The 25,601-nt window shown below is 43.0% G+C and carries 20 protein-coding genes; 9 read left to right on the forward strand and 11 right to left on the reverse strand.

Translation table 11 applies throughout. From position 1 onward, the window contains the following. Positions 1–6: 6 nt before the first annotated feature. Together WAE59_RS01070 and tgt are read right to left on the reverse strand one after the other, a co-directional pair. Complete coding sequence (locus WAE59_RS01070; protein ID WP_337854069.1) at positions 7–1,110, reverse strand: LptF/LptG family permease; 1,104 nt, start codon at positions 1,108–1,110, stop codon at positions 7–9. Next, positions 1,111–2,241 (reverse strand): tRNA guanosine(34) transglycosylase Tgt, encoded by a 1,131-nt coding sequence (gene tgt, locus WAE59_RS01075; RefSeq protein ID WP_337854070.1) that lies wholly within the window; start codon positions 2,239–2,241, stop codon positions 1,111–1,113. It abuts the gene before it with no gap. Between the two features lie 84 nt (positions 2,242–2,325). Here tgt and WAE59_RS01080 point away from each other — a divergent pair, with 84 nt between their 5' ends. Continuing rightward, positions 2,326–3,447: a glycosyltransferase gene (locus tag WAE59_RS01080; RefSeq protein WP_337854071.1), complete on the forward strand. Its 1,122-nt coding sequence runs from the start codon at positions 2,326–2,328 to the stop codon at positions 3,445–3,447. Then, on the forward strand, positions 3,438–4,070 hold the full coding sequence (gene rsmG / locus WAE59_RS01085) for a 16S rRNA (guanine(527)-N(7))-methyltransferase RsmG (protein WP_337854072.1): 633 nt from the start codon (positions 3,438–3,440) through the stop codon (positions 4,068–4,070). Before WAE59_RS01080 ends, rsmG begins: the two co-directional genes overlap by 10 nt. Before the next feature lie 7 nt (positions 4,071–4,077). On the opposite strand, the gene WAE59_RS01090 is transcribed toward rsmG, so the two are convergent. The 3 genes from WAE59_RS01090 to WAE59_RS01100 form a co-directional block, all read right to left on the reverse strand. Beyond that, positions 4,078–4,848, reverse strand: coding sequence for a hypothetical protein (locus WAE59_RS01090; protein WP_337854073.1), 771 nt, complete (start codon positions 4,846–4,848; stop codon positions 4,078–4,080). 34 nt (positions 4,849–4,882) lie between these two features. Continuing rightward, on the reverse strand, positions 4,883–6,079 hold the full coding sequence (locus WAE59_RS01095) for a M56 family metallopeptidase (RefSeq protein WP_337854074.1): 1,197 nt from the start codon (positions 6,077–6,079) through the stop codon (positions 4,883–4,885). 173 nt (positions 6,080–6,252) lie between these two features. Further along, positions 6,253–6,624 carry a BlaI/MecI/CopY family transcriptional regulator gene (locus WAE59_RS01100; RefSeq protein WP_337854075.1) on the reverse strand — a complete coding sequence of 124 codons (372 nt, stop codon included), beginning with the start codon at positions 6,622–6,624 and terminating at the stop codon, positions 6,253–6,255. 143 nt (positions 6,625–6,767) lie between these two features. Between WAE59_RS01100 and dprA the strand changes: the two genes are divergently transcribed. Together dprA and WAE59_RS01110 are read left to right on the forward strand one after the other, a co-directional pair. Beyond that, complete coding sequence (dprA, locus tag WAE59_RS01105) at positions 6,768–7,853, forward strand: DNA-processing protein DprA (RefSeq protein WP_337854076.1); 1,086 nt, start codon at positions 6,768–6,770, stop codon at positions 7,851–7,853. A 151-nt stretch (positions 7,854–8,004) separates the two neighbouring features. After that, a complete protein-coding gene (locus tag WAE59_RS01110) occupies positions 8,005–9,366 on the forward strand; it encodes a pyridoxal-phosphate dependent enzyme (RefSeq protein WP_337854077.1) in 1,362 nt (453 codons plus the stop codon). Between the two features lie 66 nt (positions 9,367–9,432). Here the strand turns inward: WAE59_RS01110 and murA are convergent, their stop codons facing one another. From murA to WAE59_RS01125, 3 genes are all read right to left on the reverse strand, one after another. After that, a complete protein-coding gene (murA, locus tag WAE59_RS01115; protein ID WP_337854078.1) occupies positions 9,433–10,758 on the reverse strand; it encodes a UDP-N-acetylglucosamine 1-carboxyvinyltransferase in 1,326 nt (441 codons plus the stop codon). 41 nt (positions 10,759–10,799) lie between these two features. Beyond that, positions 10,800–11,474, reverse strand: coding sequence for a DUF4290 domain-containing protein (locus WAE59_RS01120; protein WP_337854079.1), 675 nt, complete (start codon positions 11,472–11,474; stop codon positions 10,800–10,802). A 110-nt stretch (positions 11,475–11,584) separates the two neighbouring features. Continuing rightward, a complete protein-coding gene (locus tag WAE59_RS01125) occupies positions 11,585–13,900 on the reverse strand; it encodes an ATP-dependent helicase (RefSeq protein WP_337854080.1) in 2,316 nt (771 codons plus the stop codon). Positions 13,901–14,220: 320 nt separating this feature from the next. On the opposite strand from WAE59_RS01125, the gene WAE59_RS01130 reads away from it, so the two are divergent. From WAE59_RS01130 to WAE59_RS01150, 5 genes are all read left to right on the forward strand, one after another. Further along, positions 14,221–14,733 carry a hypothetical protein gene (locus WAE59_RS01130; RefSeq protein WP_337854081.1) on the forward strand — a complete coding sequence of 171 codons (513 nt, stop codon included), beginning with the start codon at positions 14,221–14,223 and terminating at the stop codon, positions 14,731–14,733. Positions 14,734–14,738: 5 nt separating this feature from the next. Then, positions 14,739–15,434, forward strand: coding sequence for a nucleotidyl transferase AbiEii/AbiGii toxin family protein (locus WAE59_RS01135; protein WP_337854082.1), 696 nt, complete (start codon positions 14,739–14,741; stop codon positions 15,432–15,434). 193 nt (positions 15,435–15,627) lie between these two features. Next, positions 15,628–16,998 (forward strand): dipeptidase, encoded by a 1,371-nt coding sequence (locus WAE59_RS01140; RefSeq protein WP_337854083.1) that lies wholly within the window; start codon positions 15,628–15,630, stop codon positions 16,996–16,998. A 376-nt stretch (positions 16,999–17,374) separates the two neighbouring features. Then, on the forward strand, positions 17,375–17,962 hold the full coding sequence (locus WAE59_RS01145; protein WP_337854084.1) for a chemotaxis protein CheB: 588 nt from the start codon (positions 17,375–17,377) through the stop codon (positions 17,960–17,962). 75 nt (positions 17,963–18,037) lie between these two features. Continuing rightward, on the forward strand, positions 18,038–18,475 hold the full coding sequence (locus WAE59_RS01150; RefSeq protein WP_337854085.1) for a hypothetical protein: 438 nt from the start codon (positions 18,038–18,040) through the stop codon (positions 18,473–18,475). Positions 18,476–19,444: 969 nt separating this feature from the next. Here the strand turns inward: WAE59_RS01150 and WAE59_RS01155 are convergent. The 3 genes from WAE59_RS01155 to WAE59_RS01165 form a co-directional block, all read right to left on the reverse strand. Then, positions 19,445–20,620: a TlpA disulfide reductase family protein gene (locus WAE59_RS01155; RefSeq protein WP_337854086.1), complete on the reverse strand. Its 1,176-nt coding sequence runs from the start codon at positions 20,618–20,620 to the stop codon at positions 19,445–19,447. 94 nt (positions 20,621–20,714) lie between these two features. Then, positions 20,715–22,139, reverse strand: a complete 1,425-nt coding sequence (locus tag WAE59_RS01160) for a RagB/SusD family nutrient uptake outer membrane protein (RefSeq protein WP_337854087.1) — start codon at positions 22,137–22,139, stop codon at positions 20,715–20,717. A gap of 11 nt (positions 22,140–22,150) precedes the next feature. Beyond that, the gene (locus tag WAE59_RS01165; protein ID WP_337854088.1) at positions 22,151–25,510 is read right to left on the reverse strand and encodes a SusC/RagA family TonB-linked outer membrane protein; all 3,360 of its coding nucleotides are present in this window, start codon (positions 25,508–25,510) and stop codon (positions 22,151–22,153) included. Positions 25,511–25,601: the final 91 nt, after the last annotated feature.

A 25,601-nucleotide genomic window follows, 5' to 3' on the forward strand; every position in this document is an offset into this window, starting at 1 on the left:
CGGGTCTTATTTTGGTGCTTTTCTCAGCAGATAATAGCCGAGTAATCCGAAGAAAATGGTAGGGGCGAGCACTGCCAGAAGGGGAGGAAAATCACCCTTTAGGGAGAACATTTTAGCAAATTGATTCAATACGATATAACCGAAACTCAGTAAAATTCCTATTCCCAATGGCAGGCCAACGCCGCCGCGTACCTTGCGGGAAGATAAAGCAACACCGATTAATGTCAATACAAAAGCCGACAAAGGGCTTAGCCAGCGTTTATAACGTTCAAACAACAGGTCATTCATGATGCCTGTGCCCCTGACATTTTCCTTCCTGATCTTTTCCCCCAACTCTTTGTTGCTCATGTTCTCATAGATGTTGTCATAAGCTGAGAAGTCGTCCGGACGCATGTCCAGTACCGTATCTTTTGTCATCCCTGAACCGCTGATCATGGTCTCTTTAAGCTTGTCTACAAGCCTTACAGAGTAATTGGTGAGCTTCCAGGAGCGCTTCACGGAATCCCACTGGATTTGCTCTGCAACCAGCTTTTTGGTCATCACATCGCCCTTGAAATTATCCAGGGTGAAGCGTGTGCCGGTTTTGCTTCTATTGTCGAAATTATCCATATAAATGTAAGTGCTTTTATCGAGCTTCATGTGGATGTTGTTCTTGCTCGATGGGGCATTCTTCTTTACATAGGTATTTTCGAAGCTGTTTTTAAGCTGATTGGTATGGGGTAAAACGTATAAATTGGCTGCTAAATTGAAGGAAAAAATGATGAAAGCAGATACAAAATAGGGTAGCAGGAAGCGGTTGAAACTCACGCCGCCGCTCAAAATAGGTACAATTTCGGTCTGGTCTGCCATCTTCGCTGTAAAGAAGATCACCGCAATAAAGTTGATCAGCGGCGAAAGCATGTTTACGTAAAAGGGGATAGAACCAGCATAGTAGAGGCTGATTACCTGCCAGAAACTGAGTTTTGCAGTCAGGAAATCGTCCAGTTTTTCAGAAAGGTCAAAGATGATGATGATGATGATGAACAGCGTCAGGGTGTAAATAAATGTCCCCAGGTATTTGCTGATGATGTACCAATCAATGATTTTGATCCTGTTTCTGAAAATGCTCATTTACAATTTATTCCCTAAGATAGTCACCATTTTGTTTTTCCAGGCATAAAACTCACCAGAAATGATCTTTTCACGGGCCTCTTTCACCAGCCATAGGTAGAAATGGAGGTTGTGCAACGTAGCAATCTGTGCGCCCAGCATCTCTTTCGAATGCATCAGGTGCCTCAGATAAGCTTTAGAATACACCTGATCGGCATGCAGATCGCTCTCCGGATCTATTGGAGAAAGGTCGTCTGCCCATTTTTTGTTGGTGATGTTGATCATTCCGTTCCTGGTAAAAAGCATTCCGTTTCTGGCATTTCTGGTAGGCATTACGCAGTCGAACATGTCGACGCCCAATGCGATGTTTTCCAGGATGTTGACGGGTGTGCCTACACCCATTAAATAACGTGGTTTATCGTAAGGTAGTATGTCACAGACCACTTCTGTCATGCCATACATTTCTTCTGCCGGTTCCCCTACAGAAAGTCCGCCAATAGCATTTCCCTCACGTTCCATGGAGGCAATGAATTCTGCAGATTTTACCCGCAGGTCTTTATATACAGAGCCTTGTACGATCGGGAATAAGGTCTGGTTGAAGCCATATTTAGGCTCGGTACTGTCAAAACGTGCGCAGCAGCGTTTCAACCAGCGGTGTGTCATGTTAATGGATGAAGCCGCATACTTATAATCACATGGATAAGGAGTACATTCATCAAAAGCCATGATGATATCGGCCCCGATGGTACGCTGGATATCCATCGCATACTCTGGGGTAAACAGGTGTTTGGAACCATCTATATGCGAGTGAAAAGTAACACCTTCCTCTTTGATTTTTCGCACTTTGCTCAGGGAATAAACCTGATAACCGCCGCTGTCTGTTAGGATGGGGCGGTCCCAGCCGATGAATTTGTGTAATCCTCCCGCTTTCTCCAGAATATCCAGACCTGGTCTGAGGTAGAGGTGATAGGTATTTCCCAGGATGATCTGGGCATGTATATCTTCTTTTAGTTCCCGCTGATGAACTGCTTTAACTGTCCCTGCGGTACCTACAGGCATGAAAATCGGGGTTTGTATCTCTCCATGATCCGTGGTCACTGTCCCTGCCCTCGCTTTCGAATGGACATCTTTAGCCTGTAAACTGAACTTCATTTATTTATATATATCAAAAAATCTGTGCAAAAGTAGCAAAAAAACCAGCGAAAATGAGAAATTTGCACGTTACAAAAATACATCGTGGAATTAACCTTAATAGAGAGCTGCCTGATTGGTGCTCTGATCTTTTGCTTTTTAATACAACTCTATTTCAGCCTTTTCGTACACCTCAAGCTCGCACTTATACCCATAGAGGCAATCGCTGCTACGGCCAGAAAACCACTAAGCGTAGTGATTTGTGCACGCAATGAGCTAGAAAATCTAAAGCAATACCTGCCGCTTGTCCTCGCTCAGAATTATCCTGATTTTGAAGTTGTGGTCGTCAATGACCGTTCCTGGGACGGAACTTTTGATTACCTCGAAAGCATGGCTAAGCAGCATGCAAGACTCAAAGTGGTGACGATCAATGAAGGGGAGAAGTTCATTGCGGGAAAGAAATTTGCGGTCACGATGGGGATCAAAGCAGCTTCCTTTGATTGGCTGGTATTTACAGATGCGGATTGTGTTCCTGCGTCCGAACACTGGCTAATGGGGATGCAGCAACCTGAAGAGGAGCAAAAAGAAATCCTGCTTGGCTATTCACCCTATCTGAAAAAGAAAGGATTGCTGAACGCACTGATTCGTTTTGAGACCTTTTTTACCGCGGTAAACTACCTTTCTTTTGCTTTAAAAGGCATGCCATATATGGGAGTGGGCAGAAATATGGCCTACAAGAAGTCTCTGTTTTTTAAACATAAAGGTTTCGCCGCGCACATGCATATCCCTTCTGGAGACGACGATCTTTTTGTGAATGCCCATGCAACGTCTGCAAATACAGCAATCCGGATCCATAAAGATAGCCATGTCTGGTCAGTCCCGAACACGAGTTTCGGTGCTTACCTCAGACAGAAAAAGAGGCATTTTGGTGCAGGGAAACTGTATAAAGCCAGGCATAAATTTATCCTTTCATTGCAGATCAGCTTTCAGTTTCTGTTTTACGTTTTTTTTGTAGCCTTGTTGTTTTTTAAGCCGGCTATGTATGTTGCCCTGGGTATCTTTGGGCTGAGTATCCTGATCCGTTGTTTTGTATATCCACGGCTCTTAAAGCGTTTGAGTTATGGTAGTTTGAGCTGGTGGTTCCCTGTTCTGGATATCTTATTGTTTGTTTTTCTGGTGTTTAACGCCGTAGTATCTATATTTGTTAAAAAAGTAAAGTGGAAATAAAGTCGACCTTAATACAAAAATATTTTAAAGAACTGAGTGAGGAGCAGATTGCACAGTTCGATCAGTTGTATGGATTGTATAGCTTTTGGAATGCGCAGATCAATGTCATTTCCCGTAAGGATATAGATGATCTCTACGAACGCCACATTCTGCATTCCCTGGGGATTGCCAAATTCATCAGTTTTACTGCCGGCACAACCATTTTAGATGTAGGTACGGGTGGAGGATTTCCAGGGATTCCCCTGGCCATTTTGTTTCCGGAAGTGCAGTTTCACCTGGTAGATTCCATAGGTAAAAAAATTAAGGTAGTGACTGAAGTGGCTGCTGCTTTAAGTTTGAAGAACCTTCGTGCCAGTCATCTGAGGGCCGAGCAGGTACCTGATCAATATGATTTTGTGGTGTCGAGGGCAGTTACGAGATTGATCGATTTTTATCCCTGGGTGAAAGGCAAGTTTAAAAAACAAGCTATAAATGCGATCCCGAACGGGATTCTATATTTAAAGGGAGGGGATCTGGCGGAAGAGCTTTCCGAATCACGCCTAAAAGCGGAACTATATCCGCTTTCAGCTTACTTTGAAGAAGAGTTTTTTGAGACGAAATACGTGGTGTATATCCCTCAGTAGATTTTCGCTATTTTTTGACCAATTTATATTCTCCCCATAAATCTGTGGTTCCTAGGGTTGAAATGGGGACTGGCGGCGGTGGCTGACCGCCAGTAAAAGTTCTTACAGGCGGGGCATTTACTTTAATCTGGTAACTAAAACTTTCCGTTCCGTTATTTGGTAAGGAGAGGTATTTTATAGGTATCGCCAGCTCGTAGGTAAAAAACAGATCGTCGTTAAACTTGGAGGCTATTTTAATCCCGTCCTGATTATAAACTGAAATTTCTTCACTGGGAATTTCTTTTATACCCTTTACCTTTATTGTTTTTGATTTCAGTTCTAAAGCCTTGTTCAATTCCTTGATTGTGAGGGCTTTTATGTCTGTATTCGCATTTGCATAAGCTTTTCCTGCATACATATTTGTAATGCTCGACATGGCTGCAACATCTAGTATCGGATAAGTAATTGCTATTTGGTGTTCGTCTTTTTTGTCTAAGGTATGATTGATGTTGAGGGTAATCCCTCCCCGTAAAATTTTGTCAACCACATCTTTATGCTGTGTTTGGATAATCAGATAAAGCGTCGTGTCGTTGTTGGCTATTGTATAAGAAGCCTCTATCGCGCTATTTCTCGCCTGAAACTTATTGTTCCACTCCTTAGCAGTCCCATCTATTTTTAGATCAGCAGGCGTGTAAAGACTGGCTTGCTGTTTATTGGGGATCTTTTGAGCGAATGCCATAGCTGATGACACAAATAGAGTAGCTACTAGACAGGTTTTAAGAATGAATTGATTTTCCATAATAATTTAAATTATGTTCAAACGCGTACCATTATTACTTCTTATCCACAAAATCTAAAGCAAATTCTTCACCTTCTTTCAGATTAAGAAGATAAGCATATTTTTTGGAAATCGCTTCCGTTTGCTTTTCTCCATTTATAATTACCAAGGTGCCTAACATATTGAATTCGAGACTTCTGATTCCGTCTTTCAAAATACCGTCCTTACGCAGTTCTGATACGATTTTGTCCGAAGAATTCGGTGTTGGCGTATCTGGTTCTTTTGGCCTACTTTCCTTTGGTTCAACTGGAGGTGGGGGCGGCGCTATTTTATTCTTTTTAACCATTGGTGGGGGGAATTTAACCTGTTCTAGCTTAGGTGCAGGGGGAACTTTATCCTTTGTGACAACAGGGGGAGGAAACTTTACAGTAGTTACCTTTGGTGCAGGGGGCGTGGTTTTTTTCGGTATTGGTACCGTTTTCCTTACGACGGGCTTTTTCTTTAAAGTGTCTTGTAGTGCCATGGTTCTGCTTTCCGTAGTCGACGAATACAAATCTATGGTTACATAATCCTTGCTAAAAGCAAGTGTCGAGGCGCAGAGCATAGCACCTGATAGTGGTAATACCAGCAGGAGCCTGAGCTTGGCCCCGTCCGCTGATCTCTTTTTGTTTAACATATTGATTCTCATTTTTAAAATTGATTGGTTGAAAATTTGACTGGTGACACCGTTGGTTAAGCGTCCGAATGAATTTTGAATTAGAAACATTGCATATTCATGCTTCATGGAGCCAGAATCTGTGCTATTTTCATCGGCTATATATTCGTGAAGTAGTTGTACATCTTTTTTTATCATCCATACTAGGGGATTAAACCAATTCAGCACCTGCAACATTTCGAAAAATAGGACATCTGCACTGTGTTTTTGATGGATATGGACCAGTTCATGCCGGATAACTGTGTCTTTTTTTTCGATTTTTGGGTTTAGGAAAAGAAAATTGAAGAAGGAGAATGCTGTTTCTATGCCCTCAAATTTCACATAGATGATACCTGCATGTCTTTCTTTTGGAGAAGTCCAGGCAAGCCTTATTACCTTACTTAGATTTAGTATCAGCCTTAAAAGTAATATCATAGCTGCTGAAACATAAATAATGTTTAGCCAGGATAATGCCAAGGTCTGGGAATTTACAATTGGATTTTTAGTTCCTGACCTGGATTTAACATAAATTGAGACTGATTCCTGAGTCTCGCTCAATAAGACCTGGAGATAGCCAACCTGTATAAGGGGAAGTACAAAAGCCAGTAAAGTGGCGCTAAGTAAGTAATATCTGTTTAAACTATAGAATGTTTCCCGATGGAGCAATAGCCGATAAAACCCGTAAAATACAGCCAGATACAGGTTGGCTTCCAGTAAGTAGTATAACCAGTTCATGATTCTTTGTTTTTAAGCTTTTCAGCTAATTTGATCAGTTCATCCAACTCATCCATATCCATGTTTTTCTCTTTTACCAGAAAGGAAACCAGGCTTTGGTAAGAGTTTTCAAAGTAGTTGTTCATCACTTTGTCCAGTGCGAAATGCTTGTACTGCTCTTCCGAAATGATGGGGAAATAGATGTGCGTATTGCCAATGGCTTTGTGGTCTATAAAGCCTTTTCCTTCCAATACCCGAATCACAGTGGAGACGGTATTATAGGCTGGTTTGGGTGGGAGCATCCTGTCGATGACATCCTTGACCAGTCCTTCTTTCATTTCCCAAAGTATCAGCATTACTTGTTCTTCCGCTTTTGTCAGCTCTCTCATTTTGTATCGTTTTGATGTTAATTAAAGTTACTACTATTTTTATAGTTTGCAAACTATTTTAATAGTTTTATTTTAATATTCTGTAAATCAATGTTTTTTTAGCAGTGTTTGGTCAGTTGCGTCAGATCTGCCTAACTTAACACATGAGTTTAATTTATCAGATCGCGTTAACATTGATCCCGGAGGTGGGACATGTTACAGCCAAACATCTTTTGGGTCATTTTGGAAGCCCTAAAGCCGTATTTGAGGCCAGAAATCAGGAATTGCAACAAGTAACTGGCGTAGGGCCGCTCACGGCGAAACACATTTTGGAAGGCAATGCCCTCAGGGAAGCAGAGGAACAGCTTAAATTCATAGACAAACACGGGGTGCAAACGCTCTTTTTTACCGAAGAAAACTTCCCGCACCGCTTGCGGCACTGTTTCGATGCACCTATACTATTGTATTATAAAGGTACTGCTGATTTGAACCACAACCGGATCATCAGTGTGGTGGGCACGAGAAAAGCTACGGAATATGGCAGACAACTTTGCCGGCAACTCGCAGAGGTGCTAGCAGATTATCATGTCATCATTGCGAGTGGACTGGCTTATGGTATAGATGTGGCTGCGCATAAGGAAAGCCTGGCCAATGGTATTCCAACGATCGGAGTGCTGGCGCATGGACTCGACCGGATTTATCCTCCCCTGCATCAGCCCATAGCCCAACAAATGGCCAGGAACGGCGGACTGCTGACTGAATTTCCACTGAAAACCAAGCCAGACCGGGAGCATTTTCCGATGCGCAACCGGATCATAGCTGGTATCGCCGATGCCACTGTACTGGTAGAGGCCACCGCGAAAGGTGGCGCATTGATCACTGCTGATATTGCAAATTCCTATAACCGCGATGTATATGCTTATCCTGGCAGGACCACAGATCCTAGTTCAGAAGGCTGTAATTTTTTGATAAAGACCAACCGGGCTGCCCTGATCAATCATGCAAAAGACCTTGTTTATTACCTGGGTTGGGAGCAGGAGCAACCTAAAATCCAGCAAATTCAATTGCCATTGGGCTTGTCAAGCGAGGAACTGAAGGTGATAGAACTACTCAAAACTGCTCCTTTGCGTATCGATGAATTGTCGGTACTCAGCAACACCAGTCAGAGCAAGCTGGCCATGTACTTGCTGAGCCTGGAAATGCAGGGAATATTGACTGCGCTGCCTGGTAAAGTGTACCGGCTCAATTAGGATATTCTCTTTTTGGCACTATATTATTTGCTTTTAATTCTATTGGATAAGTAGATTAAAATATAATGTTGTTTTTTGTTTAATTTAAATATTATATTTCGAATATTATGTTGTAAATAAAATTCCAATCTTCAATCTGTATTTTTGTATCATGTGGTACAACAATATATTAGAAACAATCGGCAATACGCCACTGGTAAAATTGAACAATATTACCAGGGATATTCCGGCTACGGTACTGGCAAAAGTGGAAACCACCAATCCGGGGAATTCCATCAAAGACCGTATGGCAGTGAAAATGATTGAAGACGCGGAACGCAGCGGAAAGTTGAAGCCAGGAGGTACGATCATCGAAGGTACTTCGGGTAATACGGGTATGGGACTCGCTATGGCTGCGATCATCAAGGGCTATAAATGTATTTTCACAACAACAGATAAACAGTCGAAAGAGAAAGTTGATGCCCTGCGTGCATTCGGAGCCGAAGTTATTGTCTGTCCCACTAATGTAGAACCGGAAGACCCACGTTCTTATTATTCGGTTTCCTCCCGGTTGGAACGTGAAGTACCCAATTCCTGGAAACCCAATCAGTATGACAACCTGGCCAATACCCAGGCCCATTATGAGCAGACGGGACCCGAGATCTGGGCGCAAACCGAAGGTAAGATTACACACCTTGTGGTGGGTGTCGGCACGGGAGGAACGATCTCCGGCACAGGAAAATACCTCAAGGAACAGAATCCAAACATCAAAGTTTGGGGCATAGATACCTATGGTTCAGTATTCAAGAAATACAAAGAGACCGGAATCCTCGATAAAAACGAGATTTACCCCTACATCACAGAAGGTATTGGCGAAGATTTTTTGCCCAAGAATGTCGATTTCGACATTATTGACCTTTTTGAGAAAGTAACCGATAAAGATGCGGCACTGATGACCCGTGATATTGCGAGGAAAGAAGGGATTTTTGTGGGTAATTCTGCAGGTTCAGCTGTTGCAGGATTGCTGCAGTTGAAAGACCAGTTGAAGCCTGAAGATGTGGTGGTGGTGATTTTTCATGATCATGGCAGCCGTTACATGGGTAAGATGTACAATGAGGACTGGCTTCGTGAAAGGGGGTTCCTAAAAGACGAAAAACTCACTGCGAGATCCATCATTGCCAAGAAAGAAGACACGGAGATCGTCACGATTGATGGTGAAAAAACATTGCTGGAGGCGATCAACACCATGCATACACTGAACATTTCCCAGATTCCGGTCACCCAGAAAGATATGGTTGTGGGTAAGCTGATAGATGGAGATATCCTGAAAGCCTTAATGGAAAATCCTTCCCTGAAATCGGCTAAAGTGGAAGAAATCATGTCGGCAAGCTTCCCTTTTGTAGACCTGAATACATCTATCGACCGCATTTCTGCGCTAATCAACAAAGACAATAGCGCTGTATTGGTAGAAACAGAATCGGGAAGAATAGAGATCATTACACAATACGATATCATCAATGCCATCTCGGCATAAGCAGAATTTTATGTATAAAAAAAGGCATCTGTGAGGATGCCTTTTTTTATATCAATTTATTATGGTCTAGTGACTTGGTGCGGCAGCGTCCACACGTTTGATCTGTGCACCCAAGGCACGCAAACGAGTGTCAATGTCCTGATAGCCACGCTCAATCTGTTCTATATTGAAAATCGTCGATTTTCCTTCAGCAGATAAAGCTGCAATCAGCAGGGAAACCCCGGCGCGGATATCCGGCGAAGTCATGCTGATACCCCTCAGTTTATATTTTTTGTCGATACCATTTACCGTTGCCCTGTGTGGATCACAAAGGATGATCTGGGCACCCATATCAATTAGCTTATCCACAAAGAACAGCCTGCTTTCAAACATCTTTTGGTGGATGAGAACATTACCGCGTGCTTGTGTGGCAACGACCAGTACAATGCTCAGCAGGTCGGGGGTGAAGCCTGGCCATGGAGAGTCTGCAATGGTAAGCATCGAGCCATCTATAAATGACTCAATCACATAGTGTTTTTGAGAAGGAATATAAATGTCGTCGCCCTTTAGCTCAAACTTGATTCCCAGTTTGCGGAACACGTCGGGAATTACACCCAGCTCGCTATAGCATACATTTTTTATGGTGATCTCAGATTCTGTCATGGCCGCAAGACCAATGAAGGAGCCGATTTCGATCATGTCAGGCAACATGCGGTGTTCTGTTCCACCTAGTTTCTCCACACCTTCTATGGTCAGGAGGTTAGAGCCTATACCTGAGATTTTTGCACCCATGCGGTTCAGCATTTTGCACAATTGTTGCAGGTAAGGTTCACATGCCGCATTATATATGGTCGTAACGCCTTTAGCCAATACAGCAGCCATCACTACATTAGCAGTTCCGGTTACTGAAGCCTCATCTAAAAGGATATAAGTACCTTTCAGGTTAGTGGCATCTACATTGAAAAACTCTTTTTTGCTGTCGTAATTGAATTTTGCGCCTAGCTTTTCGAAACCCAGGAAGTGTGTATCCAATCTTCTTCTGCCAATTTTATCGCCACCGGGTTTAGGGATCGCAGCAGTACCGAAACGTCCAAGAAGTGGACCTACGATCATGATTGAGCCCCTTAATCCTCCGCCTTTTGCTTTAAAGGTATCAGAAAGGAAGAAGTTCAGGTCAATATTTTTGGCTTCAAAAGTATAAGTATCTTTAGATAAGCGTTCCACCGTTACCCCCATATCGCCCAGCAGTTCGATGAGTTTGTTTACATCTTTGATGTCAGGGATATTGCTGATGGTGATTTTCTGATCGGTCAACAGAACTGCAGCGATGATCTGCAGGGCTTCGTTCTTAGCACCCTGAGGTTGAATTTCGCCTTTTAATTTTTTTCCACCAATGATTTCAAATGCATTCATATTATAAGTAGAGGTATCTTGTAAAGTAAATTTGGTGAATCTTAATAGCGTTGTTTGCCATTGTTATTGCGCTGGCGGTTATTGTTGTTATTATTGTTGTTGTTTTGTCTTCCCTTGTTGTTGTTTTTGCCTTTATTGTTGTTTTGTCTGGCCGGCACCACGGGTTTAAACTCTACTTTTGCCAGGTTGATGCTTTCATCCGGCTCCAGTGCACCTTGCGAGAGTTCACGCAGGTTTTTGAAAATGGTCTCATCCGCTACGCTGTCCTTGTTCCAGGTGACGTAAGACATTTTCATGAAATTGGCAATTCCCTGAACCATTGCAGCCCTAAGTTGAGGCTCATCCACTGCTTTTGCTTTTTCGATCATTACTTCCACGGTTTTTCCATAGTGTTTGTAACGGATCTTTTGTTGTGGATAGCCGATATGGTCAGGTTTAATTAATGCTGCTTCAGGAGTAGGCTTCGGGTATGGGCTGTCTACATCAATCTGGTAACCGGATATGATGTGCAGGTGATCCCAGAGTTTGTGCTTAAAATCCGCTACATCGCGCAAGTGCGGGTTTAGGAAACCCATCAGGTCTATTACTGCCTGAGCGTACTTGTTGCGTTCGTCGCGGTCGGGCAATTCAATGATATATTTAACCATATTCTGAACATTCCGGCCGTATTCGGCCAGGATCAGCTCATTTCTTGTGGTGTTATAATCGAAATTCATATTGTTATGTCTATCAGGATTCCTATAATCTTAACGAAGGAATGCTGTTTATTATATAATCAGGCTTTCTTAAAGCGAATAAGTCTACACAGAAGTAGCAAATATATAGCTTATTTCACAATTCGCAATTTAGCAAATTTTAATAACAACTGCTTATTGCCCAGGCCCTGGAAAAATACAGTTGCTTTTACATCAGGTAGTGTACCTTCCAAACTTACAATTTTACCAAATCCAAACTTTTCATGTTCTACATCCATGCCATTTTGAAAGGCATTTGCAGGGTCTGGTGCGAAGCCAGGCGTAGGAACGTGCGCTTTGGGCAATAGTGAAGTTGTTTTTGGTCTTGCCGCAGGCGCACTTGTGCTACCGGAAGCGCTGGAAGACATGGCCGGTTTAGGTTTACTGAAGCTATCCCTCTGCTGAGTCCAGGTCCGTCTTTCATTTTCGAAACTGCCTTCTCCCAGATTGCTTTTAGGTGGTTTCACTATGTCTAATTCCAGGAACCTGGCATTGATCTCATTGATGAAACGGCTCGGTTCGCAATTGGTCAGTGTACCCCAGCGATAGCGCGAAGTGGAATAGCTGAGGCTCAGTTTTTTCTCCGCCCTGGTGATCGCCACATAGAATAATCGGCGTTCTTCTTCCAGGTCAGACCTGGAATTGAGGCTCATCTGTGAAGGGAAGAGGTTTTCTTCCAATCCGACGATAAACACATTCTTGAACTCCAGTCCTTTAGAAGAGTGGATGGTCATCAGCGAAACGGTGTCCTTATCTTTATCGTCGCCACGGTCGTCATTGGTCAGCAAGGCAATATCCTGCATAAAAATGGCCAGACTGCGGTCTTCGATGTCTTCGCGTTCCGCAAAATCCTTGATTCCGTTCAGCAATTCCTGTATGTTTTCATAGCGCCCGCGACCTTCGATGCTATCGTCGGTATGCAGCTCTTTTAGAATGCCGGAATGCTGGGCAATATATAAGGCCGTTTCGTAAGCATCCAGTTTCTTCGCCTCTGCGGCAAAGCTCTGGATGAGCATGGCAAAATCGTTGAGTTGATTGGCGATCCGCCCTGCTATATATTGTTGTGGATTACATATCACCTGCCACATGGTGGTATCATGCTGATCAGCAGCTACAATGAGCTTTTCTACGGTAGTGTCGCCTAAACCACGGCGTGGGTAATTAATTACGCGCTTGATGGCTTCCTCATCAGAAGGGTTGAAAGTCAATCGGAAATAAGCAATCAGATCTTTGATCTCCTTACGCTGATAGAAGGAAAGTCCCCCATAGATTTTATAAGGTACATTGATTTTTCTCAAAGCCTCCTCCATAGCCCTGGACTGTGCATTGGTACGGTACAGGATTGCGAAATCATTGTAATTGTAACCCTTGGAAGCACGCTCCTGGGCAATGGCTTCTGCAACCAGTTTCCCCTCTTCATTGTCCGTAAAGGCCCGGGATACCTTGATTCGGTCGCCGGATTCGTTATCCGAGAATACATTTTTCTCCAGCTGGTTCTTGTTGTTGGCAATGATACTATTGGCAGCCTCTACAATATTCTGTGTAGAGCGGTAGTTCTGTTCCAGTTTATAAACCTGAAGTTCAGGGTAATCGCGTTCAAAATTTAAGATATTCTGGATGTTGGCACCCCTGAAAGCATAGATACTCTGTGCATCGTCACCCACCACACAGATGTTTTGATAGGCTGCGGCTAGTTTTTTCACAATAGTATACTGGGAAAAGTTGGTATCCTGGTACTCATCCACCATCAGGTATTTGAATTTCTGCTGGTATTTGTTGAGCACATCAGGATGATTTTTAAGAAGAATATTGGTTTTGAACAACAAATCATCAAAATCCATCGCCCCCGCTTTAAAGCAGCGTTTGGTATAAGTTTCATAAATACTGCCCATCAACGGACGCTTATTGCTGATGTCCTCTGCCTGAATTTCCGGACTTTGCATGTATTCTACATGTGAAATCAGGTTGTTCTTTGCCGAAGACATCCTGTTATACACGAAATTCGCATTGTACAGTTTATCGTCGAGCTGCATTTCCTTTAAGATAGAGCGGATCAGACTTTTACTATCGTCGGTATCATAGATGGTAAAATTGGAAGGATAGCCAATTTTTTCAGCCTCTACCCGAAGAATTTTGGCAAATACGGAGTGGAATGTACCCATCCAGATGCTTTTTGCTTCTGCACCTACCACCTTGCCGATCCGGTCACGCATGTCCTTGGAGGCTTTATTGGTAAAGGTCAGTACCAGGATGTTAAAAGGATCTACACCTTTTTGAATGAGGTGGGCCACGCGATAAGTAATTACCCGTGTCTTACCTGATCCGGCACCTGCGACGATCATCGCCGGTCCTTGTGTGTTTTCTACTGCTGCGCGTTGTTGTGGGTTTAAACCTGCTAAATAATCCAAAATCCGTTCCTGCTGTTTAAAATATGCGATTGAATAGTATCTTCTTTTTAGATTGCAAATCTAGGAATTTCTGCGGTACATCCAATACTTTAGCGGCCCTGATGTTTACGCTTATTGACCGCAGGGAACCTCATTCCGCTTCAAATTAGCCGCCAGTTCCACAGCAAAGTAATCGTTTTGAATTTTTAGTGCAAGTATTTTGAGTGCAGCTGGATTGTTTACTAGTACGGAAAGGCCAGTTACTGGCTAATCCTTTTAATAAATCGGTGTTTTTCAATTCGCGATTTGCAAATCGCGAATTATTTATTAGTTTTGTTGTTATGAAAGCGCATAATGGCATGAGGCCGCACGATATTGTAGTATTGTTGAAAATCATTTCTTTTGGGCAGGACAATTGGTTGGGTAAAGACATTTCCTCTTCCCTTTTTATCAGTCCTTCAGAAGTAAGTGAATCTTTAAATAGATCGATGATTGCCAGATTGTTGAGTCCTGATAAAAGGAAGGTGATGAAGAATGCGCTACTGAAATTTATAGAGAATGGTTTAAGTTATGTCTTCCCGGCTGAACTTGGTGCTATTCAAAAGGGAATAGCGACGGCTCATAGTGCACCAGTATTGGAAGAATTTTTTTCCTCATCTGAAGCATATGTGTGGCCGTCAACTTCAGGGAAAGTTAAAGGCCACTCAGTACCTCCACTATATCCCGGTCAGGTTCAGGCAGCATTGCTCGATGATCAATTGTATGGAATGCTCGCTTTGATTGATGCAGTCAGGATCGGGAGGGTTCGCGAGTGTGAAAAAGCGATGGAATTATTAAGGTTATATTTTAAATAAAGTATATGCATGAGAATCTGGTCCGTCTGAAAGCGGTACATCATCTTTTGGCCGGTCTGGGTCAGCAATACGTTTTTGTCGGTGGGGCAACTGTATCATTGTATGCAACAGATGCAGGTCTTGCGGACGAAGTAAGGCCCACAGATGATGTGGATGTAGTCATCGAATTGGCCAAATATGGCGGGTACGCGGAAATTGATGAAAAACTTCGAGGGCTTGGTTTTGTCAATGATGTCGCTTCAGGGGTCATCTGCCGGTACCGGGTGCAAGGTATGGTTGTAGATGTGATGCCTACTGAAGCAAATGTGCTGGGCTTTAACAATAGGTGGTATCCTGAGGGTTTTGCAAATGCGATAGAAGTCGAATTGGAAAAAGGGATAGATGTATCCATTTTTTCCCTGCCTTACTTTGTGGCCTCAAAATGGGAAGCGTTCAAAGGACGTGGTAATGGAGACTATCTCGCCAGTCAGGACTTTGAAGATCTGGTTTTTGTTATCGAAAATGCTGAGGATTTCGAAGACAAGATCGCTGCTGCACGACAGCAGGTAAAGGACTACCTTAAAAAGGAATTGCTAGGAGTAATGTATACTGATGACTTCCAGGAAGGACTATATGCGCATCTATCCGGAGGATATCATCTAAAAGATGCAAATTTTATTATAACTAAACTTCAGCGGGCACTCGGTCAATTTGACAACTAACTAAGAGCCTTCAAAAGATTTTTTATACTATCTACTGACAACTAGTTTAATTTTTCTAGTTTTAACCCCACAAATTATAGACGTTTTTTTTAGAAAATTGGCCTTAGAATGTATTTGACGGCCTATGGATTTTCCATTTAAAAATGTCAAAACTGGCTTTAAACTAACTTAAATTTGTAAATAATAATTTGTTATGCAAGAGATCAAAAAATATGTTGAGGACAACAAGCAGCGTTTTTTAGATGAACTGTTTGAATTGCTGCGTTTTCCATCGGTAAGTGCCGATCCTAAATTTAAAGATGATGTGCTGAAAACCGCTGATTATGTGGCGACAAAATTGAGAGAAGCCGGTGCAGACCATGTGGAAATCTGTGAGACAGCAGGCTATCCGATCGTTTACGGAGAGAAAATCATCGATCCGGCTCTGCCTACCGTATTGATTTACGGGCATTATGATGTGCAGCCGGCAGATCCATTGGAACTGTGGCATACACCGCCATTTGAACCAACTGTCCGCGATGGCAAGATCTATGCCCGTGGTGCATGCGACGACAAAGGGCAGTTTTATATGCATGTGAAAGCTTTCGAGCTGATGATGCAGACAAATACTTTGGCTTGTAACGTCAAATTCATGATTGAAGGGGAAGAGGAAGTCGGTTCTGCTAACCTGGGCATTTTTGTAAATGCCAATGTAGAGCGACTAAAAGCTGACGTGGTATTGATCTCTGATACTTCGATGATCAGCATGGAAAATCCTTCAATTGAAACCGGCTTAAGAGGACTGGCTTATATGGAAGTAGAAGTAGTAGGCCCTAACCGCGACCTGCACTCTGGTGTTTATGGTGGTGCGGTAGCCAATCCTGCCACCATTTTATGTAAGATGATTGCATCTCTGCATGACGAAAATAACCACATTACCATACCTGCATTTTATGATAAAGTAGTAGAATTGAGTGATGAGGAAAAGAAAGCTTTGAACGCTGCGCCTTTCGATCTGGACGAATACAAAACTGATCTGGATATCAACGCGGAGTGGGGAGAAAAAGGCTATTCTACCTTAGAGCGTACCGGTACCAGACCAACGCTGGAAGTCAACGGTATATGGAGTGGGTATATTGGGGAAGGCGCAAAAACTGTACTTCCTTCAAAAGCGAATGCAAAAATCTCGATGCGTCTGGTGCCTAATCAGAGTTCAGAAGAAATTTCGGAGATTTTCAGGAAACATTTTGAAAGTATTGCACCGGATTATGTAAAGGTAAAGGTAACTGCACACCATGGGGGAGAACCGGTAGTGACGCCTACAGACAGCGTAGCTTACCGTGCTGCAGAGCAGGCGATAGTCGATTCCTTCGGAAAAGCGCCGATCCCTACACGTGGTGGTGGAAGTATTCCAATTGTTGCCTTGTTTGAAAGCGCCCTGGGAATCAAATCTGTGCTTTTTGGATTCGGATTGGACAGTGATGCGCTGCATTCACCAAACGAGAAATACGACATCTATAACTATTATAAAGGTATAGAAACCTTGCCTCTGTTCCATAAGTATTTTGCAGAGCTGAGCAAATAGATTTCAATTTGATTATTAAAGGGCAGCCATATGGCTGCCTTTTTTTTTTGCCATTTCTGGGCCTGGTATAAGGTTGCGTGGTGCTCTGGCTCAATCTTGAATTATACTCTCCTTATCGTTGACTGATCTGGAGGATAACTCAACTATAAGCCAATAATAGGGTACGTATAGAGCAAGGATAGCGCAGCGTACTGCACAGCTTTAACTGTTGCGGAATTCCTTTTTACTTTTGATCCTCCGCGCTACGATGGTATAAAGCGTTGTTGATTTCATAATGGTTTGTTTCCGCCAGGACAAGAGATTGCTGAGATAGAATTTGCTTTTAACCGAACCAAATGAAAAGGTCGCGTGTTAATAGCAACACCAAAACTTTGAGATGGAAAAAGAATTTTACGTAGTTGGAATAGGCTCATCCGCTGGAGGCCTGAAAGCTTTAAAAGAATTTTTCAGACGGCTACCCACAACTATTCCAGCGGCCTTCATCGTGATCACGCACCTGAACCGGGACCGGCACAGCATCCTGAATGATATACTAGCTGCTCAAACTGCCATACCTGTGGCCAGAGTTGATGAAGATGTGCAGATCTTGCCTGGTAATATCTACGTGCTCACCGAGAATACCTCCCTGACCATCCGGAACGGCTGGTTAAAAGTAGCGCCACGCGATCAAAAAATCCTAAATTCTTCCGTAGACATCTTCTTTAGCTCTCTGGCCGATGAATTTAAAGCGAGAGCCATCGGCATTATCCTTTCCGGCGGTGGCAATGATGGTCTGGAGGGTGCACTTCATCTGGCGGAGTCAGGCGGAAAAGTCATGGTACAAAATCTGTTAACTGCAGAAGTAACAGGCATGCCGGAATCTATCATCGACCACGATCATCCCTCAGACATACTCAACCCCACAAAACTAGCAGAAAAGCTCATTGAACTGTGTAAAGAAAATACGGCCCGACAATCCACTTAAGGATTAAGGACCAGCCCGGATGTTAAAACTCTTTACCCGCTGGGATGTTAGATGAGGTATATAATAAAGCGTAATATGGGAAAGATCAGTAACCTCGCCGCCGGGCTGGCAGGAGCAGTAGCCTTGAACGTGCTACATGAAACGATAAAAAACAAGCGAAGTACGCCGAGAATAGATCAGCTGGGGGAGCAAGCCTTACAGAAGACAGTCCGTTATTTTGGCGGGAACATCACGGATTCAGATCAACTGTACGCCGCGACCTTGGCCGGTGACCTGGTTTCCAACACCATTTACTACAGTTGGATTGCTTCCTCCAAAACCAGTTTTATCTGGCCGAAAGCACTAGCCATGGGATTACTTGCGGGCCTTGGTGCGATCAAACTTCCTGAGCCTTTAGGATTGAATCCCAAACCTGTTACTAAAACAGAGCGGGTTAAAGCCATGACGATCGGATATTATGTTTTTGGCGCATTGGTCACCGCAATGGTTGCCACAGCATTAAGGAAAAAATAAATAGCGCCAATGGCTTTACAAATCGCTAAATTATTGCTACTGTCATTTCTATTGCCTTGTTCAGTTATGGCTTAAAATCGTATTTAACCAAAAAGTGGTCAACAGTTTATCCCACCATTGACCGCCATCTAAATTAACGCTCTCAATATATTATACGCTTAGAAAGCTGAGCTATTGTGACTGATGATTTTTCAGAACTCTGTAATTTCTTCTACAGCAGATCGACGTAGCGGTTTTTATCCATAAACAATTGAATTGGTTAGGACGAATAGAGCCAGATTTTGGGAAAACGACTAAATTTGGGCAAGACTTTCGCGTATAAATACCTGATCTGCAAATTTAACATAAAGGCTTTCAATAAATTTATTCTCGTTGCCTAACTTTAGGTCATGCCAGGTATAAGCTGATGAGGGGTTAAATCCTCGTAGAACGAGGGAACAAATTCGTCAATCAATGGAAGAAACAAAACATACCTGGCTTCAAAAACCTGTAGTCCACCGGCAATGCCCAAAATGTAAGGCTGGTAATCTTGATACCCGGATACCCAGGGGATTTTGGGTTAAACATGTATTAAGATTGGATGTCAAAAGATACCGATGTCTGGCCTGCGGTGCCCGGGTGTACGTTAGTTGATGTACAACAATTTATCCAATCGCCATGCAGAAAAATTTTATGATTTATGCCTTTTTGATGGATTTGTAATTTTGTGACCTTTCTTTCGAGAGATTCTGAGATAAACTCAGAATGACGGGAGCACATCTGGGACTGAGGTATATTTTAGTTCAGTGTTAAGCGAAGCGTCATAATACAGAAACATCATAATTCAGTTCATTGTTAAGCGAAACATCATAATTCAGTTCAGTGTTAAGCGAAGCGTCACCGAATAAAGTTTTCGGAATTATGCCGGATCATAAAAAAGCGGTCAACAGTCCGTCCGACTGTTGACCGCCCTCTAAATTAAGGCTAAATTTACTTCTCACCGAGTATCTTAGCTAAAGTTTCATTTAATTCCTTACCTCTCAAATTCTTACCGATGATCTTTCCTGAAGGATCGATCAGGAAGTTTGCTGGGATACCACGTACCGCATAAATTTTTGAAGCTGCATTGTCCCAGCCTTTCAGGTCGGATACCTGTGTCCATACCAAGCCATCTTTTTCGATAGCAGCAAGCCATGCATCTTTTTTACCTGGATTGTCCAGTGAAACACCGAGAACAGTAAAGTTTTTGTCTTTGAAGGCATTAAATGCTTTTACCACATTTGGGTTTTCGGCACGGCATGGCCCGCACCATGATGCCCAAAAATCAAGCAACACATATTTTCCCCGGAAATCAGATAACTTTACGGGCTTATCATTTACATCATTTTGTGTAAAATCAGGTGCCTGTTTCCCTTCCGATACAGTCAGTTCTAAGGACGCCTGGGCCGATTTCTCTTTAAGTTTGGTCAACGCTATGCTTCTTATTTTGCTGCTTTCATTTTGACTTTCCAGAGTAGCAATCAATGAATCTGCTCTGGCTTTACTCAATGACTCCTCTCTGGAGATATAGTAAGCCAACAGAGGTGTTAACCTCGAGGCTGGGTGCTGCTTAATAAATTCTGGCTGGCTTTCCGTTAGGTAGGCAACACCATTCTGATATTCTTTTACGGCCTGAGTTCGTACATCGTTACGGGTTAAATAAGGCACAGATTGCATTTTATCAAAAATGATTTTGGCCGCTTTCAAAGCCTTGTTGAAAAGCTGATGATATTGGCGATATATTTCAGCTGATGCCCCTGTTTCTGTAGCATTTGAAATCGAACCATCCGAAATTACGTTCGTTTCACCTTTGACAAGGATCAAGCTGGTCTTAACACTTTCGGTTACCTGCATTGGACTCAAATCAGGACCCAACGCTAAGGTTAATTCTATCGCGTCGTTCTCTATTTCTCCGGTAAATTTATAGTTTCCGTTAACAACAGTCGCACTGTCCGTTTTCTTACTTAAATAATCCGGATATATCAGGAAAACTTTGTCTGGCATTGTTGCCATATTTTTAAAAGTGCCATTAATGATGAATTTGGCTGATGTTTGTGCCCAAACCGCAGTATATAATCCGGCAACTAATATTAGCGTAAGCACTATTTTTTTTGAAATTTGTTTCATTTTTTTTAAACTGAGTTTTATTGATCATTTGAAGTGTAAAGCAGGATATAAATGTAAATAGTTGATACATTACGTATTTATATCCTGCTAATCATTAATTATAACCTGGGTTTTGATCGAGATTTTTATCGTTTCCGATTTCATATGAGGGTATGGGCATCAGTTGTTTATAGGACGACCATGTTCCCCCCTTTATAGGTGTAACCACGCTCATTACTTCATCAATATGTCCGGTACGCTTTAAATCGAACCATCTGTGGCCCTGCTCACAAAACAGTTCCAGCTGCCTTTCTTTCATGACCGCATCCAGGAGCGCAGGCTGGCTATTAGCGGCGGTATTTCCCAATCCGGCACGATTACGGATTTTGTTGATATCAGCCTGTGCACCATCTATATTGTTCAGCTGGGCACGTGCTTCAGCCCGTATTAAATATTGTTCTGCCAGACGAAGCAAGGTCAGGTATTCTGGTCTGGCAGCCGCTAATGCCGGTGTATTGGCTTTGTACTTGTACGGGAAGAGGTACTTTACACCAGAAATAGTCGCTGTTCCTATCCAATTTGCCTTCCTTTGATCGTTTGCTTCGAAAGCTTGTTCCAATTGATTACTGATAGCGGCTGGGTTTGACGGTGTACCTATAAAATTGGTAAGCACAAAAGTACGTGCGTCAAATAAAGCATAGTTACCCTTGACAACAGGTTCCAATTGAAATATGGCTTCGGTAGTGTTTTTCAGGAACACGGAAGATGGGGGAACCAGAGCGAACATAGACGTATTGTCAATCAGGACGGAAGCCGCAATTTCTGCCTGTGCCCATTGTTTATTATAGAGGTAGATCCGTGCCAATAATGCGGTAGCAGCCCAATAGGTAGGCCGAACTCTTTCAGCGCTTGTTGAAGGATAGGGCGTCAGCGCATCACCATTTAAATAATTTCTACTGAGTTTAGCTTGTGCATCCTGAAGATCGGCGATGATCTGGGTATAAATTTCAGAAACTTCCGCACGCTTTGCCATGGTGTACAAGCGGTAATCAGATTTGGTGAGTAGCGGGACTTTACCATAGGTGTTTACAAGGTAATAATATAGCAATGCACGCATAAACTTGGCTTCACCCAGGAGTTGCGGTCTTAGTTGCGCATTCAATTTACTATTGTTCTCTATGCCTTCAATAGCCACATTACAATTGTAAATAAGCGTGTAGGTAGTGCTCCAATAAATTTCGGTATCGCTAGATACATTATTCTGATAGAGTTTTGTATATGATGAAATCGCATTGATGTAATAGTTTTTAAGTTCATCTGATGCAAAGCTCATGTAGGATGTAGCATAGCTGTTCAGGACATTATTGGTCTCGCTGATCCGTATGTACAAGCCGTTTAGTACTGATGTTGCTGTTTCATTTGTAGCATAAACGGTAGATCCTGTGAGCCTGTCGTCAGGCGGGTCAAGTTCAACAAATTTTCTGCATCCGGAGGTCAGGCTGAGCGAGATTAAAATGAGTATAGCATATAGGTATTTCATATTCGTAAGATTTAAAGGTTAACTTGTAGACCCAGCACAAAGACTTTGAGTGGAGGAAGTGTTGAATAAGACTGGGTTTCCGGATCACGCCCTTTATAGGAGGTGATGGTAAAAAGGTTCTGAGCTGAAAGATTTACACTTGCATTTTTCAGCTTTAGCTTATTTTTAAAAGCGTTGGGCAACTGGTAAGAAAGGGTCACATTTTTTGCCCGGATATAAGAGGCGTCCACATAACTGGCATCGCTCTGTGCCCAGGTACCGTAAGCCCGTATGCCTTCATCCGATTGCGTGAAACGCTGATATTTGGCCTGGTCGCCGGTCTTCTGCCACCTGTCCAGAAATTCAACAGGCACATTGCTCTGCGAGGTTGAGATCTGATCATAAAGCTCGGTGCTGAAATAGCCTGGCGCGAGGTCTGTTAGGCTTAGCCTTCCTACCTGTTTGACAAATTGCAAAAATACATCCAGCTGCAGATTTTTATATCGGAAACTGTTATTCAAGCCACCAAAATACTTCGGTAGGGTATTAACTGCAGTAACCTGGTAGGCACCATTCAGGTTAACGTAGTTGCCTGCGTCCGACCCCACTGTTCCGTCTTTCTTAAGCGCTGTATATAAACCTGTATTGGGATCAATGCCTTTATAGATCCATGCGTAACCTCTGCCGTTGACCGGCTGGTCAATTTCAAGGATGCCTGCATAGTTTGAATTTTCGAGGTTGTCAAATTTAAGCAGCTTATTCCGATTAAAAGAAACGTTAAAAGCAGAGCTCCATTCGAAATTACCGGAGTTGATATTGCGTGAGTTTAAAGTGAACTCTAAGCCCGAATTCTGAACAGTAGCGGGGAAATTATAGCTTGGGATACCGCCAAAACCAGTAAAGGTAGGAATGCTGTAGTTCAGCAGTTGGTTGGAACTGCGGTTGTTGTAATAGGCTGCGGTGACCAGGATCCTGTCCTTAAAAAATCCAAGGTCCATTGCAATTTCAAGCTTGGCATTTTTTTCCCAGGCCACATCCGGGTTTGCCAGGGAGCGCGGATAAAAGCCTGTTAAGCCCTGGTAGGTATTTGCACCTCTGCTCTGATACAAATCATAGTAAGCATAGTTACCGATGTTGTCATTGCCGCTGGTGCCATAACTTGCCCTCAGCTTACCGAGACTAAGGAAGGGGACTGCGTTTTCGATCCAATTTTCCGATGAAAATATCCAGGCAGCAGCTGCAGAATAGAAATTCCCAAACTGTTTACCAGGGCCGAATCTGGAAGAACCATCTCTTCTTGCGGTAAAGTTCAGGATGTATTTATCCGATAGGTTTGCATTCAGCCTGCTGTAAACTGCATTGTATTTGTATTGGTAGGAACCACCATCCCCAACATTAAACTCACCTGCGTTCGCTAAATTACCGATTACAGCATCGCTCACGAAATTACTACCTATATAATAATGCCCCTCGTTAGCAGATTTCTGAAAGGTGGTACCTGCGAGCGCACTGAGTTTGAGGTCTTTTATTTTCAGCTCGTAGCTCAGCTGAGGTTCTACAATCCACGTTTTCTGATCATTGACCGTATTGATCAGCGCAGGAATGTTAGAAGCTGGAACCAGTGAAAGGTATAAAGGCGAATACGAAGTCACCGGCTGTTTAATTTTGATGTTACTGTTTAGGTTCGTAAGCCCGATGTTAGCTGTAAAAACAAGTCCATTCGTGATCTTGTAGGTTGGTTTCAAACTGAGCACGAAATTGTCCGTTTTATTACTATACGTCCGTGCCAAATTAGCATGAGGATTGTTCGCATTATCGGAATTCGGTCCGCCAAAATTTAATGTACCGTCAGCATTATAGGAATCGGGTGCATTGGGTGCCCTTAAGGTATTTCCCGTCACATCGATCTGTGAATTCAGGTTATTGTCCCTGAGAAAACTTCCCGAAAAATCGATGATTAGTTTTTTATCTTTTGAAGAACTGGTGATGTTGAAATTAAGTCCGCCCCTTTTATCGTCAAAATCCCCGGGCGCTAAATTTCCTTGTCGGTTGAATGTACCTCTAATGGCATATTGAGACATTTCAGTTCCGCCGGTAAGGGCAAGATTGAGGTTGGTGTACGCGGCAAACTGACCGATTAATTCCTTTTGCCAATCGGTATTTGCCGTTTGGCTCCAGGTGCCATTGACATCATAATTAGGGTCAGTGGGAGCAGTGGCAACATTTGGTACAGCCAGGCCATCATTTTTGAAGGCTTCACGACGCATATCCAGGTACTGCTGGGTATTCATCAATTGGAGCGGTTTTGGCGCCTGCATAAAACCCTGGCTCATATTCGCGCCCAGGGACATCTGACCGATCTGGCCTTTCTTTGTGGTAATCAGGATCACTCCGTTTCCACCTCTTGAACCATAGATCGCGGTTGCATCAGCATCTTTTAAAACAGAGATACTGGAAATATCACTTGGATTGATATAGTTTAATGGATTTCCTTGCTGGCTGCTGGCTAACAAGCCGTTACCACCATTATTACCAAGCGGGTCATACAATAACAATGACTGATAAGGAATTCCGTCAACCACAAATAAGGGGTTGTTGCCAACCAGATCGTTTAGTGAAGACCTTCCCCTGATCAAAATATTCATGGAGCCATTGGTCACTCCGCTGTTTTGCGTGATCTGCAGACCTGCAACTCTACCTTGCAAAGCGAGCATAGGATTTATTACCGGTTGTTTTTCAATGTCTTTCGCAGTCACGGTGACCGTATTACCTGTCGCTAGCTTTTGGCTTTCCGTATAGTAGCCCTTGTTTACCATTATCTCCTGTAATTCCGCTGCCACCGGGTTCATGCGAATTGTACCCATATCTGACTTCGCAGCCAGTTCTACAGGTTCGTAGCCAATATAGGAGAGCACAATTATGGCTTTCTCATCGACATTTGGCAGGTAAAAGTTGCCTCCCGAATCGGATTGAGTGCGTTTTCCAGTTCCTTTAATACCCACTGTTGCTCCATATAAAGCAGTACCCTGAGCATCGACTATGCGTCCACGGACGTCAATTGCAGCAAAAGCACTCAGCAATTCGTCCAGAAAGGATGACGCCTTCCTGGTGATGATGATATTTTTGCCGTCCAGTTCGTAGACCAGGTTTTGATTTCTCAGGCTATTGCTCAGTACTTCTTCTATTGGTGTCTTGGTGTAGTTTGCGTTTACTGATTTGCTGTCATTAATAGTGGCGGCCGTGTAGATGACTGCATAGCCCGTTTGTTTCCGGATTTCTTTGAAGAGTTGTTCCAGCGTAATGTTGTTTTTTTTGAGCGTGAGTTTCTGTGCAAAAGAAGCTGCGCTCACCTGCATCATGGTAGCAATCAATAAAACTGTGGTTAGTTTCATAATCAACAGGATTTTAGGTACGTGCTGATTTTCCCAACACGTAGGTTTAGTATATATTTTATACATTTGGTATTCTGTTTAGCATTAAAAA

Origin of the sequence: Pedobacter sp. GR22-6 (genome assembly GCF_037402555.1) — a bacterium.
Taxonomy (GTDB): Bacteria; Bacteroidota; Bacteroidia; order Sphingobacteriales; family Sphingobacteriaceae; genus Pedobacter.

What these genes read in the sequence shown, in the direction of transcription:
- WAE59_RS01140 (WP_337854083.1), top strand. Translation starts at nt 15,628, where the DNA reads ATGCAAGAGATCAAAAAATATGTTGAGGACAACAAGCAGCGTTTTTTA.
- WAE59_RS01070 (WP_337854069.1), bottom strand. Translation starts at nt 1,110, where the DNA reads ATGAGCATTTTCAGAAACAGGATCAAAATCATTGATTGGTACATCATC.
- WAE59_RS01135 (WP_337854082.1), top strand. Translation starts at nt 14,739, where the DNA reads ATGCATGAGAATCTGGTCCGTCTGAAAGCGGTACATCATCTTTTGGCC.
- WAE59_RS01165 (WP_337854088.1), bottom strand. Translation starts at nt 25,510, where the DNA reads ATGAAACTAACCACAGTTTTATTGATTGCTACCATGATGCAGGTGAGC.
- tgt (WP_337854070.1), bottom strand. Translation starts at nt 2,241, where the DNA reads ATGAAGTTCAGTTTACAGGCTAAAGATGTCCATTCGAAAGCGAGGGCA.
- murA (WP_337854078.1), bottom strand. Translation starts at nt 10,758, where the DNA reads ATGAATGCATTTGAAATCATTGGTGGAAAAAAATTAAAAGGCGAAATT.
- WAE59_RS01100 (WP_337854075.1), bottom strand. Translation starts at nt 6,624, where the DNA reads ATGAGAGAGCTGACAAAAGCGGAAGAACAAGTAATGCTGATACTTTGG.
- WAE59_RS01110 (WP_337854077.1), top strand. Translation starts at nt 8,005, where the DNA reads ATGTGGTACAACAATATATTAGAAACAATCGGCAATACGCCACTGGTA.
- WAE59_RS01155 (WP_337854086.1), bottom strand. Translation starts at nt 20,620, where the DNA reads ATGAAACAAATTTCAAAAAAAATAGTGCTTACGCTAATATTAGTTGCC.
- dprA (WP_337854076.1), top strand. Translation starts at nt 6,768, where the DNA reads ATGAGTTTAATTTATCAGATCGCGTTAACATTGATCCCGGAGGTGGGA.
- WAE59_RS01120 (WP_337854079.1), bottom strand. Translation starts at nt 11,474, where the DNA reads ATGAATTTCGATTATAACACCACAAGAAATGAGCTGATCCTGGCCGAA.
- WAE59_RS01130 (WP_337854081.1), top strand. Translation starts at nt 14,221, where the DNA reads ATGAAAGCGCATAATGGCATGAGGCCGCACGATATTGTAGTATTGTTG.
- WAE59_RS01160 (WP_337854087.1), bottom strand. Translation starts at nt 22,139, where the DNA reads ATGAAATACCTATATGCTATACTCATTTTAATCTCGCTCAGCCTGACC.
- WAE59_RS01150 (WP_337854085.1), top strand. Translation starts at nt 18,038, where the DNA reads ATGGGAAAGATCAGTAACCTCGCCGCCGGGCTGGCAGGAGCAGTAGCC.
- WAE59_RS01090 (WP_337854073.1), bottom strand. Translation starts at nt 4,848, where the DNA reads ATGGAAAATCAATTCATTCTTAAAACCTGTCTAGTAGCTACTCTATTT.
- WAE59_RS01145 (WP_337854084.1), top strand. Translation starts at nt 17,375, where the DNA reads ATGGAAAAAGAATTTTACGTAGTTGGAATAGGCTCATCCGCTGGAGGC.